Source organism: Clostridium sp. Marseille-P2415, from assembly GCF_900155545.1.
Classification (GTDB): Bacteria; Bacillota; Clostridia; order Lachnospirales; family Lachnospiraceae; genus Lacrimispora.
Genome location: NZ_LT732525.1, coordinates 199,155 through 217,238 on the forward strand (window position 1 = coordinate 199,155; position 18,084 = coordinate 217,238).

The 18,084-nt window shown below is 48.4% G+C and carries 18 protein-coding genes; 4 read left to right on the top strand and 14 right to left on the bottom strand.

Annotated features, from left to right (window positions below):
• Both BQ9856_RS00940 and BQ9856_RS00945 read left to right on the top strand, forming a co-directional pair.
• The coding region (locus BQ9856_RS00940) for a helix-turn-helix domain-containing protein (protein WP_077609320.1) at positions 1–731 on the top strand (731 nt) is incomplete at its 5' end.
• Positions 732–745: 14 nt separating this feature from the next.
• Entirely contained in the window at positions 746–1,720 is a 975-nt protein-coding gene (locus tag BQ9856_RS00945) for an acyltransferase family protein (RefSeq protein ID WP_077609319.1), read from the top strand.
• Here BQ9856_RS00945 and ftsH read toward each other — a convergent pair.
• The 12 genes from ftsH to BQ9856_RS01005 form a co-directional block, all read right to left on the bottom strand.
• Positions 1,717–3,579, bottom strand: coding sequence for an ATP-dependent zinc metalloprotease FtsH (gene ftsH, locus BQ9856_RS00950; RefSeq protein ID WP_077609321.1), 1,863 nt, complete (start codon positions 3,577–3,579; stop codon positions 1,717–1,719). The genes BQ9856_RS00945 and ftsH overlap by 4 nt on opposite strands.
• A 21-nt stretch (positions 3,580–3,600) precedes the next feature.
• Positions 3,601–4,104: a flavodoxin family protein BilS gene (bilS, locus tag BQ9856_RS00955; RefSeq protein ID WP_077609322.1), complete on the bottom strand. Its 504-nt coding sequence runs from the start codon at positions 4,102–4,104 to the stop codon at positions 3,601–3,603.
• Positions 4,105–4,294: 190 nt separating this feature from the next.
• Positions 4,295–5,572, bottom strand: coding sequence for a glutamate-1-semialdehyde 2,1-aminomutase (gene hemL / locus BQ9856_RS00960; RefSeq protein ID WP_077609323.1), 1,278 nt, complete (start codon positions 5,570–5,572; stop codon positions 4,295–4,297).
• 122 nt (positions 5,573–5,694) lie between these two features.
• Positions 5,695–7,209, bottom strand: coding sequence for a uroporphyrinogen-III C-methyltransferase (gene cobA, locus BQ9856_RS00965; protein WP_077609983.1), 1,515 nt, complete (start codon positions 7,207–7,209; stop codon positions 5,695–5,697).
• Between the two features lie 13 nt (positions 7,210–7,222).
• On the bottom strand, positions 7,223–8,125 hold the full coding sequence (hemC, locus tag BQ9856_RS00970; protein WP_077609324.1) for a hydroxymethylbilane synthase: 903 nt from the start codon (positions 8,123–8,125) through the stop codon (positions 7,223–7,225).
• Positions 8,115–8,756, bottom strand: coding sequence for a precorrin-2 dehydrogenase/sirohydrochlorin ferrochelatase family protein (locus BQ9856_RS00975; protein WP_077609325.1), 642 nt, complete (start codon positions 8,754–8,756; stop codon positions 8,115–8,117). The genes hemC and BQ9856_RS00975 overlap by 11 nt, the downstream gene beginning before the upstream one ends.
• A 2-nt stretch (positions 8,757–8,758) precedes the next feature.
• A complete protein-coding gene (hemA, locus tag BQ9856_RS00980; RefSeq protein ID WP_235839088.1) occupies positions 8,759–9,922 on the bottom strand; it encodes a glutamyl-tRNA reductase in 1,164 nt (387 codons plus the stop codon).
• A 218-nt stretch (positions 9,923–10,140) separates the two neighbouring features.
• A complete protein-coding gene (locus BQ9856_RS00985; protein ID WP_077609326.1) occupies positions 10,141–10,452 on the bottom strand; it encodes a thioredoxin family protein in 312 nt (103 codons plus the stop codon).
• Between the two features lie 88 nt (positions 10,453–10,540).
• Positions 10,541–11,470 carry an NAD(P)/FAD-dependent oxidoreductase gene (locus BQ9856_RS00990; protein ID WP_077609327.1) on the bottom strand — a complete coding sequence of 310 codons (930 nt, stop codon included), beginning with the start codon at positions 11,468–11,470 and terminating at the stop codon, positions 10,541–10,543.
• A 192-nt stretch (positions 11,471–11,662) separates the two neighbouring features.
• Positions 11,663–12,385 carry an amino acid ABC transporter ATP-binding protein gene (locus tag BQ9856_RS00995; RefSeq protein WP_200801254.1) on the bottom strand — a complete coding sequence of 241 codons (723 nt, stop codon included), beginning with the start codon at positions 12,383–12,385 and terminating at the stop codon, positions 11,663–11,665.
• A 16-nt stretch (positions 12,386–12,401) separates the two neighbouring features.
• Complete coding sequence (locus tag BQ9856_RS01000; RefSeq protein ID WP_077609329.1) at positions 12,402–13,094, bottom strand: amino acid ABC transporter permease; 693 nt, start codon at positions 13,092–13,094, stop codon at positions 12,402–12,404.
• Positions 13,095–13,110: 16 nt separating this feature from the next.
• On the bottom strand, positions 13,111–13,935 hold the full coding sequence (locus tag BQ9856_RS01005; RefSeq protein WP_077609330.1) for a basic amino acid ABC transporter substrate-binding protein: 825 nt from the start codon (positions 13,933–13,935) through the stop codon (positions 13,111–13,113).
• Positions 13,936–14,145: 210 nt separating this feature from the next.
• Between BQ9856_RS01005 and BQ9856_RS01010 the strand changes: the two genes are divergently transcribed.
• Positions 14,146–14,922 (top strand): TMEM164 family acyltransferase, encoded by a 777-nt coding sequence (locus BQ9856_RS01010; RefSeq protein ID WP_077609331.1) that lies wholly within the window; start codon positions 14,146–14,148, stop codon positions 14,920–14,922.
• A 42-nt stretch (positions 14,923–14,964) separates the two neighbouring features.
• Positions 14,965–15,393, top strand: a complete 429-nt coding sequence (locus BQ9856_RS01015) for a C-GCAxxG-C-C family protein (protein ID WP_077609332.1) — start codon at positions 14,965–14,967, stop codon at positions 15,391–15,393.
• Between the two features lie 128 nt (positions 15,394–15,521).
• Here the strand turns inward: BQ9856_RS01015 and BQ9856_RS01020 are convergent, their stop codons facing one another.
• Positions 15,522–16,247 carry a peptidoglycan recognition protein family protein gene (locus BQ9856_RS01020; protein WP_077609333.1) on the bottom strand — a complete coding sequence of 242 codons (726 nt, stop codon included), beginning with the start codon at positions 16,245–16,247 and terminating at the stop codon, positions 15,522–15,524.
• An 87-nt stretch (positions 16,248–16,334) separates the two neighbouring features.
• Positions 16,335–17,918, bottom strand: a complete 1,584-nt coding sequence (locus tag BQ9856_RS01025; protein ID WP_077609334.1) for a ClC family H(+)/Cl(-) exchange transporter — start codon at positions 17,916–17,918, stop codon at positions 16,335–16,337.
• Between the last annotated feature and the right edge of the window lie 166 nt (positions 17,919–18,084).

Here is an 18,084-nt window from a genome sequence, read left to right on the forward strand (position 1 = left end):
CCGCCATATCCTGTGACATCCCGCACACCACCTGCAGCACGCCGGGAACAGCCAGCAAATGGTCCTATCTGTTCGTGGATATGGGGGAACTTCTACACCCGTTTTTTACCGGAACGGACCTCCGTAATGTGGATCTGTTTTCCATATCCGAACACCATTTAAGCCGGATCATGGGGAAGAAGGAATACCCGGTGATCCATTCCCTTGTAACGGAGATCATAGAAGAGATGAAGAGAAAAGAGTCGGGTTATGAGCTTATCGTCCGCGGCCTTTTTCTTGCTCTGGCTTCAAACCTGATGCGGATCGCTGCCGCCGGAAGCAAAAAAGAAGACCAGCAGCCGGAAAACGCTCTGGTCATTGCACCGGCACTGGATTTTATCCGGTACCACTATATGGAGGATTTCCCAATGGAAAACCTGGCCGGCTTATGCGGCTTAAGCCCGACTCACTTCCGCAGGCTGTTTTCCTCGGTCATGGGAACCCGGCCTCTGGAACACTTAAATGCTACCCGGATCCGGAAGGCCGCCGACTTGCTGCGCATGACAGAGGAATCCGTCTTAAGCATTTCCGAACGGGTGGGATTCCATTCCATATCAAGCTTTAACCGGCACTTTCTTTCCATCATGGGACAGACACCGCGGGATTGGCGCAGGCAGATGTCCATTTTAAAGGACCAATCGGTATTTAAGTACAACGGATGGATGTACGCAGAGATATTAAAGAAAAAATAAAAGGCAGGTAATCTATGGACCGGGAACAAAGAAACTTTAAAATGGACAATACAAAGGCGCTTTTGATCTTCCTTGTTGTGTTCGGACATTTTCTGGAACTTTTTAAGGGAGATATCAGCGCTTTTCTTTCCCTTCTCATCTATTCCTTTCACATGCCTGCCTTTGCATTCTGCTCCGGATATTTTGCAAAATGGAATCCCAGGCACCTGATTCAGAGAATTCTTTATCCTTATGTCTGTTTCCAGGTCCTTTACCTGCTGTTTGGGAAATTCTTTCTTGGGGATCCCTTTTCCCACCCCTTTACCCGTCCCTACTGGCTGATGTGGTACTTAATGTCCCTGTTTTTCTGGTATTTGCTCCTGCCGGTAATTGACCGGTATCAGCATTTCAGGCTCTGGTTCATTACCGGAGCAGTGGCTCTTGCGCTTTTAATCGGCTTTGTGCCATGGGCCGGATACCGGTTCAGCTTTTCCAGGACCGTTGTCCTTTTTCCTTTCTTTCTAACGGGATACCTATGCCGCAATGTGTGGGAATCCAGCTTGCAGGCTTTGAAAAAAAGGGGTTCTATGGCCGGCTCTCTGTTATGTCTCGTCATGCTGGGATGCATCCTATTGCTGTGGTCAAACCGGTTAAGCATAAAACCGGAATGGCTCTACCATTCCACGTCTTACGCTCTGGGCGGTTATTCCATCCGGATAAGGGGACTGCTCCTCTTAAATGCCGGAATCTGGACCTCATGGCTTCTTTTTTATCTGCCCGGACGCAGGATCCCCATTGTCTCTGCTCTGGGAAGACATACAATGGCCGTTTACCTTTTGCACGGCTTTTTCTTAAAGCTGGCAAAGGCAAACGGCCTCTTATCCGGCAGCCAGGCTGTCAACCTGACGGCCTCCTTCCTTCTGTCACTGCTTCTTTGCTTACTGCTTGGGAATCCTATGACGGAACGGCTGTTTCATTTTCTTTTCTCAGCGGAATGGCAAAAGCATTAAACCTCTGCCTTATTGAAGATTTCCATAAATTCTTCCCCTGTAATTGTCTCCCGCTCCAGTAAGTATTCCGCTATTTCATGAAGCTTTTTCTCATGGTCTTTCAGTATCTGTAAAGCTTTCTGGTGCTGCTCTCTTATAATCCTTATCACTTCACCGTCAATCTGCCTTGCCGTCTCAGGAGCACAGGCAAGGGATGTGTCACCGCCCAGATACTGATTGGTCACGGCTTCCAAAGCCACCATATCAAACTCATCGCTCATGCCATAGCGGGTTACCATGGCCCTGGCGATCCTGGTGGCCTGCTCAATGTCATTGGAAGCCCCGCTGGTAACCGTGTCAAAAACCAGTTCTTCCGCTGCCCTACCTCCGGTAAAGGTAGCAATCTTACTGAGGGCTGCGTCCTTTGTCAGAAGATGGCGCTCTTCCTCGTCTACCTGCATGGTATAACCGAGAGCCCCGGAAGTTCTTGGTATAATGGTGATCTTATGGACCGGTGCCGAATGATTCTGGGAAGCGGCGACCAGCGCATGGCCCACTTCGTGATAGGCAATGATCTTTCTTTCCCTGCCGCTCACAGAAGCGTCCTTCTTCTGGTACCCGGCGATGACCACCTCTACGCTTTCCTCCAGATCCTTCTGTGTCACGGTCCTCCTGCCCATGCGGACTGCCCGGAGCGCTGCCTCATTGACCATGTTGGCAAGCTCCGCACCGCTGGCTCCGACCGTAGCCAATGCGATTCCATGAAAATCCACGTCATCGGATAGTTTTACATTTTTGCCGTGAACCTTCAATATGGCTTCGCGGCCATTTAAATCGGGAAGCTCCACCGGTATCCGGCGGTCAAAGCGGCCTGGCCTTAAAAGTGCCTTATCCAGAGAATCCGGGCGGTTGGTCGCCGCCAGAATCACCACGCCCTTTCTTCCGTCAAATCCATCCATCTCGGCAAGCAGCTGGTTTAAAGTCTGTTCCCGTTCGTCATTGCCGGTAAAGCCGCCTCCGTCACGCTTCTTTCCTATGGTATCAATCTCATCGATGAACACGATGCAGGGTGCCTTATCATTGGCCTGTTTAAACAAGTCCCTGACCTTTGCGGCTCCCATGCCCACGAACATCTCCACAAATTCCGAACCGGATATGGAAAAAAACGGAACATGGGCCTCCCCTGCTACCGCTTTGGCAAGAAGTGTCTTACCGGTTCCGGGAGGGCCTACCAGCAGGGCGCCCTTGGGAAGAGAGGCTCCGATATCTGCATATTTCTGCGGCTTGTGCAGGAAATCCACGATCTCCTTTAAAGCTTCCTTTGCCTCCTCCTGTCCGGCCACATCCCGAAAGGTTTTCCCTGTCTCGGATTCCGCATAGATCTTCGGGTTGGACTTCCCAAAGGTCATGGCATTGCCGCCGCCCATTCTCTTCTGCATCTGCCCGGATAAAAAATTCCCCAGAAATACAAAAATCAGAATTGGAAGGATCCAGGTGATCAAAACGGAAATAATGGGAGACGTCTGTACAACAATGGTCTTTTCAAACTGAACATTATGGGACAGCAGTCTCTCCATCAGCGTATCATCCGGCCAGGGCCCTGTCTTATAAACCTCATACACAGGCTTGCCTTCCCAGTCCTTCTTTCCGGTATCGGATTTAAACTGGATCTCAGTTTCGGTCTTTGCAACCGCCTGGACCTTTCCCGCATCCACCATTTCCAAAAATGTGCTGTACGGAACCTCCGTTACCGATTTTGACTGGATCCAGGGAACCGCCATTGCATTAAACAATACCATGAGAATTAAAACAATTGCATAATAAAAAATAAATGGCTTTTTCGAATCTTTTTGCGAATTGCCACCGTCTTTCAAGCCCATAATGCTCCTCCTTTTCCTCTGTTACTTTTTAAGAGCTGATTCTGCAAATTCACAGGCATTCTGAAAATCCTGCTCATTTGGATGAAGCATTGCGTCCTCATATGCGGATATCAGGGCCCTGATCTGAGGGGTATCGTTTATTACCTGCATCTGTCTGTATTTTTCAAGGATCTGGGGTGCCATCTTACCGCCGCACAAAAAACAGCCCAGATATTCATTATCATCCGGTATAAAAACAGCTACCTGCTTTTCTACCTGTTTAAAATATTCTTTATTTCCGGAAAGCCCGCAGGTTCCAAACAAAGCCACCCGCTTGCAATGCAGCTCCGAAAGAAAATCTATCACTTCCGTTTTGCAGGTTCCGCGGTTGTTCCAGAATCCTACAAAATATGTCTCCGCTTCCTCACCATGCAGTTCCTCCAAGCTGACAATGTCCTTGGATTTTCCAGGAAGCGCTTCAAAAATCTTCATGGCTACCTTCTGAGTATTTCCGGTTTTGCTTGTATACACAACTAAATAGTCCATATATTCAGCCTCCTCTAAGAATAAAATATACCCAATTGGCTTATTTTTCAATAGATAATCGGAAATGTTAATACAATTTATGTAACTTTTATATTTTATACTGTAAAATTTATGACTTAAAACTCCGTAAAAAAACAAAGGCCGGAAAACAGCCGCTCACCGGCCATTCTCCAGCCTTATTCATCTGTACTTAATCCAGGATGCCTGCTGCTTCCTTTATGACCCCGCAGGTTTTTTCAATATCCTCATCCGTATGGACTGCGGACAGGAACAGAATCTCAAACTGGGAGGGAGCCGTGTAAATACCATGCTCCAGCAGGTAATGGAAATACTTTGCATATTTGACCGTATCAGAAGTCAGCGCGGTGTCATAATCCACCACCGGATTTTCTGTGAAAAATACGCTGAACAGGGAACCTGCCTGATTTACCTGGACGCGGGGAAGGCTTTCCTGCAGAGCCTTTACAAGCCTCCCGGCCTTCTCTTCCAGAGAGGGATAGATTTCCGGATGCTCCATCAGGGTCTTTATGGTCACGATTCCCGCTGCCGTAGCAATTGGGTTGCCGGAAAGTGTACCGGCCTGGTAGACCTTCCCTGCCGGGGAGACCACCTCCATGATTTCCTTCCGCCCTCCGTAAACTCCCATGGGCATACCGCCGCCCACGATCTTCCCCAGGGTCGTCATATCAGGCGTAACGCCGTAATAACCCTGGGCTCCGCCAAGTCCCATACGGAAGCCGGTTATGACCTCATCAAAGATGAGAAGTGCCCCATACCGGGTCGTGATATCCCTTAAGAATTCCAGAAAACCGGCCTTCGGAGCTACAAGGCCCATATTGGCGGCTACCGGTTCTACCACCACAGCCGCTATTGCATCCGGAAATTCTTTAAAAAGCTTCTTTACGGATTCCTCACTGTTATACTGGGCGAGCAAGGTGTGTTGGGTATAGGATAACGGTACTCCGGCACTGTCCGGCGCGGAGCCCGTCAGCGCACCGGAACCGGCCTTTACCAGAAGTCCGTCGGAATGGCCGTGATAGCAGCCTTTGAATTTGATGATCTTATCCCTTCCGGTGTAGCCTCTTGCCGCACGGACCGCACTCATGACCGCTTCTGTCCCGGAGCTTACCATACGCATCATTTCTACGGAAGGAATGCACTCCTTGATGAGTTTACCCAAAACCAGCTCTTTTCCGGTGGGCGCTCCGAAAGACAGGCCGTCAAAGCATGCCTCTCTCACAGCTTCCACCACCGGCCCCCAGGCATGTCCAAGGATACATGGCCCCCAGGAATTCACGTAATCAATGTATTCGTTGCCGTCTTCATCATAAATATGGGAACCTGCCGCCCGTTTTACGAATACCGGAACCCCTCCAACGGAACCAAAGGCACGGACCGGGCTGTTTACTCCGCCCGGAAAATACTCCCTTGATTCCTCAAATAATGCGCTCGACTCTTCTATCTTCATTTTGACTTACTCCTTTCTTTATTATTGCCTTTATTTTCCCGGCATAAAGGGATACCCGCAGGGTGTTTCCTTATTATTGCCCTTATTTTCCGGACATAAAGGGATACCCGCAGGGTATATCCTTATATTTCCTCATTCCAGTCCCGGCATATGGCATCCGCCATGCCGCGGATACTGTATGCCTCTGCTATGATATCAGCCTTCTTTCCTTGTTCCATAAGCGCTTTGGCCGTGACATCCCCGATGCATACCACCTTAAGGCCGGAAAGGGCTTCCGTAAGCTCCTCATCCGCATCCGCAAAAAATGCTTTCACTCCCGAGGCACTGGCAAAAGTCAGATAGTGGATGCGACGCAGGGCTTCCTTCCAATGGTCCGTCTTTTTCCTGCTTAAGACCACATCGTACAGCACAACATCATCATAGGATGCCCCAGTCCCGTCCAGAACCTCATTAAGCTCCTTTGAACCTCCGGAAGACCTGGGAATCAAAAGCCTGTCGCTCCGTGATATCAGATCCTTAAGGCCGGCAGCCAGATCACTTACCTGATATTTTCCCGGCGTATAATCGGCACGGAATCCATATTGGAACAGTTCTCCCGCCGTTCCCTTCCCGACCGCAGCGAATTTCACATGGCCCAATGCCCGGAAATCATGGCCGTATTCCAAAAGACCGTGAAAGAATTCCCGTACTGCATTGGCACTGGTAAAGACGACCCAGGTATAAGATGCCAGTTTTTTATAAGCTTCCTTCATGGGCTTACCCGTCCGGCAGGATTCCACCCGAAGGTTTTGCAGACATTCCGTCCACCCGCCAAGGGATTCCAGCTGTCTCCTGAGTTTTCCGGTAAAGGAATCCGTCCCCGTTACTCCGATCCGGCACCTTTCCAAAGGGTATTTCACAGTGGAAGAAAAATCAAGGGAAGCCGCCTCTCCCACCGCAATGATGGCAGGGCTTTCGATTCCTGCCTCCAAAACCTTCTGCCCGATATCTTTTAAGGCACCCCGGACCGTTTTCTGCTCCGGAAGGGTTCCGCTGTGAATGACTGCGGCGGGCGTCTCCCCGGATTTTCCCTGTTCCAGAAGCCCCTTTACGATGAGAGGAAGATTTCCAAGTCCCATAAGGAAAATAAGAGTCCCGGAAAGCTTTGCAAATGCATCAAAATCAGGCGGCAGCGTCCCTCCCTCTGAAAGAGTATGGCCCGTCATGATGTGAAAGCTCCTGCTCAATGCCCGGTGGGTTACGGGAATCCCTGCACTGGCCAGGGCCGCGACCGCAGAGGTGACACCGGAAACCACTTCAAATGGGATCCCTGCCTCAGTTAAAGCCAGGATCTCCTCTCCCCCCCGTCCGAACACAAACGGGTCCCCGCCCTTTAACCGGACAACTGTAAGGCCCTCCCCTGCAAGCTCCACCAACAGCCGGTTTATTTCCTCCTGCTTCATGGAATGGCAGCCGGCCCGTTTCCCCACATAGATTTTCCTGCAGCCGGACCGGACTGAATCCAGAAGGCGTTCCGAAATAAGGGAATCATAGACCACCGCGTCACATATCTCAAGTCTTGACAGTCCCTTTACAGTCATGAGTCCCGGATCTCCGGGACCGGCCCCTACCAGATAGACGACTCCTGTTTTCTTCATTGCATCCTCCTTTTCACACAAGGCCATCGGCAGCCTCCTGTGCCAGTTTATCCAGTTCCTCTGATTTTCCCCACAGGTGGATCCTTTTTATCTCTTCCCCTCTTCTGTTTATCCCAAGAACCTCCATCTGTCCGTCCTTTAACTTGGAATACACTCCGACAGGCTCATGACAGCCGGCATTTAAAAGCCTTAAGATCTTACGCTCCAGCGTCAGGCACATTCTGGCTTCCCCATCCTCAAGATGCTTTACGATATCCTCTGTCCCGGAATCCAGCCGTCCTTCCACGGCAAGGATCCCCTGGCCGCCTGCCGGGATAAAGGTTTCACAGTCAAAATAATGGAAATCATACCGGCCGTCGTCCTGGAGCCCCAGCCGTTTTAAGCCTGCAGCTGCCAGAATGATCCCGTCGAAATCACCTTCCATAAGCTTAAAAAGCCTGGTCTGCACATTGCCCCTTAAATTCTCACAGCGCACCCCAGCCTCCGGCCACATGGTCTTTCCGATTTCCTCTATCTGGATTTTTCTTCTTAAGCTGGAGGTTCCGATTACGATTTCTTTTTTCCCGGAAAATCCGCTTCCGGCCGGTGTCACCAGAACATCTCTGGGATCTCCTCTCTCCGGAACTGCCACGATTCCCAGGCCTTCTTCCAGTTCCACAGGCAGATCCTTGGCGCTGTGAACGGCGAAATCGATCTCTCCCCGCAAAAGGGCCTGCTCGAATTCCGTAACGAATACACCCTTTCCGCCGAATTCCAGAAGCGGCCTGTTAAGAATCCGGTCCCCTTCCGTCTGTTTTAATACCAGTTCTGCGGACAGTCCGGTACCGGCCTTATTTAAGGCTTCCGCCACCAGTTCTGCCTGGACCACCGCCAGAGCGCTTTTTCTTGTTCCGATTCGGATGGTTTTACTTCTCATGCTCAGCCAGCTTCCTTTCTATCAGTTTCTTTGCCTGTTCCCTGGTAAAGGTCCCTCCCTGCCGGATCCCCTCTTCTGCCATGGTTTTAAAAATCTCCATCCGGACAGGCTGGGAATCTGATTCTTCCTTTACCATATCCCGGTACGAACCAAGCTGTTTCGCCAGGCCGCCGAATCCGGGAGGAATGGCCTGCTTGAAAATTCCTTTCAGATACTTGGCAAGGGTCGGGGCGCTTCCTCCCGTGGAGATCCCCACCGTAATATCTTCGTCCTTTATCAGGGCCGGAAAAATAAAACTGCATTCCTCCTGCACATCCACTACATTAACCGGAATTTTCCGTTCCCTGCACAGGAGGGATATCCGCCTGTTTAAGGCTTCATCCGAAGTTCCGGCCACCACGAAATCCATATTTTCAAGGTCAGATTCTTTAAAATCCCGGTGCTCCAATAACACCCTGCCTTCCTTCTCCTTTGACAGCCGTTCCAGTTCATGTGTCATTTGCGGCGCCACTACCGTAATATCAGGCCCATAATCTTTTAAGATCAGAGCCTTCCGGTAAGCAACCGGCCCCCCGCCGGCAATCAGACATTTTTTCCCTTCAATGTCTACGAAAAAAGGAAAATAAGCCATGGTCATCCCTCCTTAATCCAGTTTTCCAGGCCATCCAGTGTTTTTAATACCACCTTTAATTCCTCACTGGAAACATGATCTCTGATCTGATACAACAATGTATCCAGACGCTTCCCCGAAAATGTCTCTTTCAGTTCATCCATTCTCCGGATATACGGGTGGAATACCACTTCCTTGACCGCCCCATCCAGATCCTCTTCCATGATCGCCCTGGCCCGGTCCAGTTCCTTCAGCTTCATTTCCGTATTATTCTTTGAAAGGGTTTCAAAATAATCAATATCATAAAGCGTCAGACCTTCTGCTTTCCGAATGGCCGGATCCATATCAACCGGTACTGCCACATCGATGAACAGCCGTTTCTTCTTTTCGGAAAGCTTACCGGACAATTCCTCATAAGTCACCGTATAATGGGGACCCAGAGTCGCGCTGATGACGATATCCATCTCATCCATATACCGGTAGCGGTCCTTGTAATCTATTATTTTTACCCGGTCGCTTTTCACCTCCAGGGTAAAGTCCGACTTATGGCTTCTGACCGTCCCAATGACTTCAATGCCAGGTTTGCTTAAAATGTTTTTCGTTATGGTATTTCCCATCTTGCCGGTCATACCGATCACCATCACCTTTTTTTCCCCGCCTTCTTTCTCAAAATGGAATACCTCATTGGCCACAAGTGTGGCGATCGAGAGCGGAGTTCTGGACAAGTTGGTGTCTGTCTTGATCCGTTTGGCAGAAGTGACCGCCTTTTGGAACAGCACATTGAGTTCATAATCCACCGCGCCCTGGTCTTTGGAAATCTGGTAGGCGTCCTTTACCTGCCCCAAAATCTCATCTTCACCTAAAACCATGGAATCAAACCCGCAGGCAACCTTAAAGAGGTGGCCGATGGCGCTTTCTCCACTGTAAATATTTAAGTATTTAAGCAGCTTCTCCAGCCGGATCTGCTTAAAATCGGCCACCTCCTGCTGAAGCTCCCTGATTGCATTCTTCTCTCCTGAAACATAGATCTCACTGCGGTTGCAGGTACAAAGCACAACAACTCCTGTCACCGCTTCCTTCCTACTGATCCGCTTTATAAATTCCGTCTTTTCCTCCGCACCGAAGGAGAATTGTTCCCGGATATTCACAGGAGCCTTTTTATGGCTCACACTCATACAATACATCATTCTTCCAGCCTTCTTATCATTAAAATCTGAATCAATCAAGCGGATATTCGCAATCCGCTTCGCTACTTACCTGATTCGGTTAAACTCTTCCTTATTCTATCACACCCGCGCCGAAAAGAGCAATGTGCTGTTTCGGATCTGTGAAAAGAAAAAGAAAAAAGAGGAAGAAATGAGATTCCGGTCCATTCCCCGACTCCCATATCTGCCTCCCAGCCTTTTTACTTATTATCTTCAATTAATTTAACAATAACAGGTTTCTGCTGTAACCCCTGAAGACGGCCGGCCTCTTCCCCGTTCTTAAAAAGGATCAGTGTGGGATATCCGGTCACGCCGTACTCTTCTGTCAACTCCCTGTTCTGGTCAAAATCAACCTTTAATATCGTCAGATTGTCACCGAATTCTTTCTCCACATCTCTTAAAACAAATCCGAGCATCTTGCAAGGCCCGCAGGTTGTTGAGAAAAAATCCGCAAGCACAAGGCCCCTGCCTGCCAATTCTTTAAATTCTTCGCGGTTCACTTCTTTTATCATATGGATAACACCCTTTCTGTCTTTTATTATATCAAAAAATGGTGATAAATTAAATTCTAAATATTTATTTATCGATAAATATCAGTTATCATAAGTCCTTCCGGCTCCGCACAAAATGAGCCGCCTCCTGGGCCGCAACAGCACCGTCGGCACATGCCGTGATCACCTGTCTTAAATTCTTTGTCACACAATCCCCTGCACCAAAAATGCCTTTCACTCTTGTATGCATCTTTTCATCCACTTCCAGATAGCCATCGGAATTTAATATATTAAGATCTCTTAAATATTCCGTGGAAGGTGTAAGTCCGATGTACTCGAACACGCCGTCACAGGAAACCGTATGCTCCTCTCCGGTTTCGGCGGATTTAAAATGAACACCGGTCAGCTTCGTATCCCCGGCAAAACCCAGGATTTCCTGGTATGGATAAATGGTCACATGATCCATGGAATGAAGCTCTTCACAGGCTATGGGATCCGCCGTTAAATCAAGCATGGTAATAATGGTTAAGGATTTAACAAAGCCTGCTAAAAAAATGGATTCCTCCACCGCTGAGTTCCCGCCGCCGATCACCACCACATCCTGATCCCGGTACCGGGGCCCGTCACAGATGGCACACCAGCTGATGCCATTTCCGCAGAACCGGTCCTCTCCGGGAACCTCCAGCCGTCTCGGCCTTGTTCCGGTCGCCAGGATCAATGCTTTTCCGGTAAACTCCTTGTCTTTCTCAACGCAAAGAACCTTTTTCTCACTTCCAATGCCTTGAATCTCTCTGACTGTCCCATAATCAAATGTGATGTTGTCAAACTGCCGGGTATGCTCAAACATCTGATAAGCCAGCTCTGCACCATTTATGGTACCGACGCCCGGATAATTCTGGATCTCGTTGGTGTTGATGATCTGTCCGCCCGGTGCCAGCTTATCCAGCAAAAGCACGCTCTGGCCTGCCCTGGCCGCATAAATGGCTGCCGTCATGCCGGCCGGACCGGCCCCCACGATTATAACATCGTATTGTGCCATTTTAAGATTCTCCTTTCTCCGCAGATATGAAAACAAAGAGAGGCGCATCCAGGCTTCCCTTTTCTCTATTTTATCATAACTCTGCTTTCATAAAAAATAACATTCGATATATTTCTAAATATTCTGAGTATTTTATCACAACAACAAAAATGCTCCCCTGGCCATAGATCGGTCACCAGGGGAGCTGCCGTTTCAAAGCACCTTGCTTAAAAACAGTTTCAGTCTGTCATTCTTGGGATTTGCAAAAAATTCCTTAGGTTCGTTTTCCTCCAGGAAATAACCGCCATCCATAAACATGACCCGGGTCGCCACTTCTTTGGCAAAACCCATTTCATGGGTAACCACCACCATGGTCATCTTCTCTTCGGCTAACTCCCGCATCACATTCAACACCTCGCCCACCATCTCCGGATCAAGAGCAGAGGTGGGTTCATCAAACAGCATCACATCCGGGTTCATGCAAAGGGCGCGGACAATGGCGATGCGCTGCTTTTGCCCGCCGGATAACTGATTGGGATAAGACTCAGCCCGGTCGGCAAGCCCTACCTTATGAAGAAGCTTTAAAGCCTGCTCTTCCGCTTCCTTCCCGCTGCGTCCCTGAAGCTTCATTGGCGCAAGGGTCAAATTCTTCAAAATCGTCATGTGGGGAAATAAGTTAAACTGCTGGAATACCATCCCCATTTTCTGGCGGTGCCTGTCAATGTCGGTCTTCTTATCGACAATGTCAACGCCCTCAAACAGGATATGGCCTCCGGTCGGTTCCTCCAGGCGGTTTAAGCAGCGAAGGAATGTGCTCTTTCCGGAACCGGAAGGCCCGATGACACATACCACATCTCCTTTATAAATGTCAACGGAAATGTCCTTAAGCACTTCCATATCACCAAATTTCTTTCCCAGATTCTGTACCTGAATCAGAGGTTGTTCCATATTGTTAATGCTCACTTCTGTGCAGCCTCCTCTCCAGTAATTTTACGAGATGTGAAAATACCATAACCATAACCAGATAAATAATTGCCACTGCAATCAGAGGCATAAACGCGGAATAGGTACGGCTCTTAATGATATCGCCGCCCTTTGTCAGATCCTGCAGTCCTATGTAACCTGCCACAGAGGTTTCCTTTAAAAGAACGATAAACTCATTGGCAAGGGTAGGAACCACGTTCTTAAATGCCTGGGGCATGATGATGAACCACATGGTCTGGGCGTAATTAAAGCCCAGGCTGCGGCCTGCCTCAAACTGTCCTCTTTCGATGGAACTGATGCCGCTTCGAAAGATTTCCGCCACGTAGGCGCCGGAGTTGATTCCGAACGCCAGAATCGCTGTGAACACCTGGCCCGGATCATGGAACGAAAAGATGACAAAATACATGATCATAAGCTGTACAACGACCGGCGTTCCACGGATTACCGTCAGATAAACGCTGCAAATGGCATTTAACAGTTTCAGTTTATGGGTGTTTTCATAGGTTGAACGTATGATCGCAACCAGAAACCCCAGCACAATACCGATCAATACTGCAAAAAACGTGATCTTCAACGTGTTCTGCAGACCGTCGGTAATGTATTTCCAACGGTCATCTATGATAAAATTCTGATAAAAATCATCTCTTAGGTTTTCCCACATGGCACTCTTCCTTTTTTTATTCTGCGGTGATGTATTTATCTATGATCTTCTGTAATTCACCGGATTCCTTTAATTCTTTGATGGCACCGTTCATCTTCTCCACTAATTCCGTGTTGCCTTTTTTCACTGCGATCGCGTACTCTTCCTCTGTAAATGCCTCATCTAAGATCTTTAATCCTGCATTTTCTTTTACAAATACCTTTGCCGGCTCGCGGTCAATGATAACCGTATCAATTTTTCCCTGGGTAAGAGCCATGACGGCATCCATTCCCTTGTTGAAACGCTGGATTTCAGCTCCATCAATATCAGCCGCATAAATATCTCCGGTGGTACCTGTCTGAACGCCGATCTTCTTACCGGTCAGATCATCCGGAGCTGCGATCTCACTGCCTTCCTTTACGATGATAACCTGAGCTGCTTCTGCATAGGTATCCGTAAAATCCACATTCTTCTTACGGTCTTCATTAACGGTCATACCGGCTGCGGTAAAGTCAGCCTTACCGGACTGAACGGCCGGAATCAGGGAATCAAAAGCCATATCCTGGATTTCCAGTTCCATGCCTAACTTGTCTGCGATCGCTTTTGCAATATCCGCATCAATTCCTACGATTTCATTATTTTCATGGAATTCATACGGTGGGAATTCCGCATTGGTCACCATTACCAGCTTTCCGCCTGCTGCTTCGCTTTCGGCAGTTTTTGTTTCGCCTGCTTTCGTTTCTGTGCCTGCATTTCCGGTTGCTGCTGCCGTTGTCTCCGTCTTGGTACCGGAACCGCCGCAGGCAGTTAATACAGCTGCCATACAAACGGCTGCTGCTATCATGATCAAATTCTTTTTCACAATGATTCCTCCTCTTATATGCACAAACCTGCATAATTATAAAATAAAGTATCAGTTATACATTATATAGCATTTTCGGAATTAATCAAGTACTTAAAAAGAAGAAGATTCTTATTTTTCCAAGGTAATTCCAATTGTCTTGCATGTTTTCAGACAATCCTATATAATATGATTTAAATAGAAGCAGCATAGAAACGAAGGAAATGACTTATGAAGGATATTCTTGAAAAAACAGCATGGCCCATGAGCCCGCCGGAACCTTATTCCCTTTTTCATATCTCATTTATTGCCATAGGGCTTGCTGCTGCGGTTTTGTTGTCTTATTATACCGCCAGAAGAATAAAAAGCATGAAGCTTCCCTGCCTGCTTTTTTTCTGCGGTATTCTTCTGGCCGCCACCGAATGCTGGAAACAGCTTTTTTTATATTATGTGGTAAACCGGCAAACCTACAACTGGTGGTATTTTCCATTTCAGCTGTGCAGTCTTCCCATATATTTCTGCCTGGTCCTCCCGTTTGTCCCTTCTAAGGACAAAAAAACGGTCCTCTATACCTTTATGCAGGATTTTAACCTGTTAGGAGGCATCATGGCACTGGCAGAGCCGTCCGGACTTTTCCATCCCTACTGGCTTTTAACGCTTCACGGGCTGGTCTGGCACCTGCTGTTAATTTATATAGGACTTGTCATCGCATTTTCCCATCTGTCAGATAACTCGCTTATGGGATTCGTACGAACGCTTCCCCTGTTTTTTGCCTGCTGCATCATTGCTTCTATTATAAATAGAACTGCAAAGCCTTTGGGGCAGGCGGATATGTTCTATATATCGCCTTACTATCCTTCCGCCCAGATCGTTTTTCATGAGATCGCTTTAAAATACGGGATATCCGCAGGCAATGCCGTTTATCTTTTTGCAACCTGCCTGGGCGGCTTACTGTTTCACATTATCTTTGGAAAATTTCATTTACACCCTTCCCAGGCCGAAGCATAACGGCGGGGAACATTCACATAAGATCTAAGGAGGAATATTTACATGTCAGATACAACATCAAAAAGAGTGGAAGAAGCACTTCACAGGCACACAAAGGGTTATAATTGCGCGCAGGCAGTTTCCTGCGTTTTCTGCGATAAGGCAGGCATTGATGAGGAAACCATGTTCCGTTTTACCGAAGGCATGGGCCTTGGTATGGGCGGAATGGAGGGCACCTGCGGCGCCATCGGAGCTGCCGCCATACTTTCCGGCTTAAAGAACAGCTCTGCCCATTTGGACCGGCCGGACTCCAAGGGAGTCTCCTATAAAGCGTCTAAAAAATGCCTGTCAGATTTCAAGGAGCAGAACGGCAGTGTAGTCTGCAAGGATTTAAAGGGCGTGGAGACTGGAAATGTCCTCCGTTCCTGCAATGACTGTATTGCCGATGCAGTTAGAATCATCGCGCAGGAATTGTATGGGGAAGATGATTGAATATAGAATATCTGCTATGACCAAAACAGGAATTGTTAAAAAATTCAGGGCGGATCCGGAAAACCGGTTCCGCCCACATTTCATTTTAATCCTGTCATGGATTGGTTTTTGCACACATCAAATAAACATTAATCCGGCAGCTTCCTTGCCTTCTTTACATCTTTTAAGAACCTTTCCCATTCATCCTCATGAGCCACAAAGTACCGCGGACAGTCCTTTCCCGTGGCATCGTAATGCCGGATCACATCCTTTTCAGTCAGTCCCAGATTCTTACAGAGCCAGGCTGTCAGCTTCACCAGCGAATCATAGGTCGCATCATTGAACTTCCCTGTCTCATCCGGATGGCAGCATTCGATGGAAACCGTATCCACATTTTTTTCCTTTGAAGTGGAATAAGCCATCTCGTAGATGGGGATCCCCTGAAGGACCTCTCCATCCAGCCCTATAATAAAATGGCTGCTGGCTGATATCTTCCTGATCCCGGTCTGATCCTTCAGACTGTTGAAATAATTCATGTTCTGCTTGGCTGTGGTCCCCGGATTCGCCACATAATGAATCACAATTTCATTGACCCGCTTCATTTCCGTTCCGGGCCTGGAATAAGGATTTGGATCCAGGAAATCCTGTTCCACCCACTCCGGCATCCGGATTCCTTTTAAATCCACATAATTTCTTGCAAACAACTGGCTCATCGCCCATAGGATCCCGGCTAAAACAATAGTCAGCACAAGAATCCTGGCCCCTATGTAAAGCAACCGCTTTCTTTCCTGCTTCTTCTTTTGCTTCTGCCTCCGGTCTCTGGCACGGCGGCGGCGTTCCAGATCATCCTGGCTTTCTTTTGCTTGATTTTTCATGTCTTGACTCCTGATTTGCCCTTTTCTTAAGTTTACGTCTTTCCTTAAGGAAAAGTCAACCCAAAACAGGGCATTCTTATCCCACTCTTAAGCTCCGGGGCCCATCCGGACAGTCTCACATACATCCTGCAGCACCCGGTGAAGCTTCCCCTGTGCGGTTTCATCACACAGAACTACGATTTTATCTCCTGCCGCAAGCTTCGTCTCTCCTCCCGGAACAAACTCAGCCTCTCCCCGCATCAACGATACCAGAAGGCAGGTCCCGGGCCACTGGATTTCGGAAACCTTCCGGCCCTCCGCCTCGCTTCCATGAAAGATCATGCCTTCTACCAGAACCTTTTCCCCTGTAAGGTATGACATTTTATCCGGATTCAGCCTCGAAAGGAGGCGGTGAAGAAGCTGGTCGTATACCGGCGCGCAATGGACCAGGTCCGGAACCACATAAGCAGCCAGGGACACCATGGACAGGGTCAGCAAATGGGAAAAGGAGCCCGTCATTTCACTGATCAGAATGATTCCCGTTATGGGCGCACGGACTATGGCAGAAAAATATCCTGCCATTCCCAATATGATGAAATTCCCCAGAAGCCCGTCTAACGAACCGGACACCATTCCGGCTGCACTGTAATAAATGTTTCCGATCACAGCCCCCAGCACCAGAAGGGGGAGAAAGATTCCACCCGGAGCACCGGAGCCAAAGCTTAGCATGGAAAAACCGAATTTTAAAACCAAAAGCAGGCACAGAGCTCCAAACATCATCTCACCTGACGCTAAAGCCTCCACAAGAGTATGACCGCCGCCCAGTACGTAAGGATAGAAAATACCAAACACCCCGGCTAATAAAAACGGGACCATAAGCCTTACGGTCTGACTGGGTATCTTCCGGTACAGATCCTGTGTTCCGGAAAGACAGGTGTTATATACTATGCCCAGCCCTCCCATGACCACACCGAGAAGAATGACATGTCCATAGATATGCAGTGGTATCATCCGGGTGACCTGAAAATCAAAAACAGGCCGCAGTCCAAAGACATTTCTGGAAACGAAATCGGCCGTGATGGAGGATGCCATGGTAGACAGCAGGACCTCCGGTGAGAAATGTTTGTGAATCTCTTCCAGGGAAAACAGAACTCCTGCAATGGGCGCATTAAAAGCGGCAGAAAGCCCTGCACTGGCACCGCAGGTGATCAGCAGCTTTTCCTCTGTTTTCGCCCTCCCGGCCAGACGGGAAAATCCCTTGGCAGCCATAGCGCCCAGCTGAATACTTGGGCCTTCCCTTCCCAGAGATAGCCCGCAGCCCAGAGACAACAGGCCGCCGGCCAGCTTGGCAGCAAGGACCTTCCACCAGCAGGGATCCAGTTCCCCGTTCATTTCCCCTTCCACCTGCGGAATTCCGCTTCCTGATATAAATGCCTCCCATTTAAGCAAAAGGGCCACAACAAATGCCGCGGCTGCCAGAATAAGAAACCATACCGGGATAAACCAGGTATGAGCCTTTCCGTAATTTAAAACCGAGTGCAGCAATCCATCCGCATAGCTTAACAGATACCGGAAAAACACAACTATGGCACCTGATATGGCTCCAATAACAATGCCTTCCAATATTAATGCATAACGAAAACTGCGGTAACGGTTTATGGTTTTCTTTACCGTATGACCTTCAGTTTGCATCTTTTTCCTCCTAGTATTTGATTCCTTGGTAAACAATTACCCTATAGACAATATAAAATTATATCGCCTGAAATTCCTGATTGCAAGGAAAAAGCCATATTTTTATAAAATAAGCCGGCTCTCGCTTCCTGTCATAAAAAGCGGGGGCCGGCTTATTCTGTTCTAT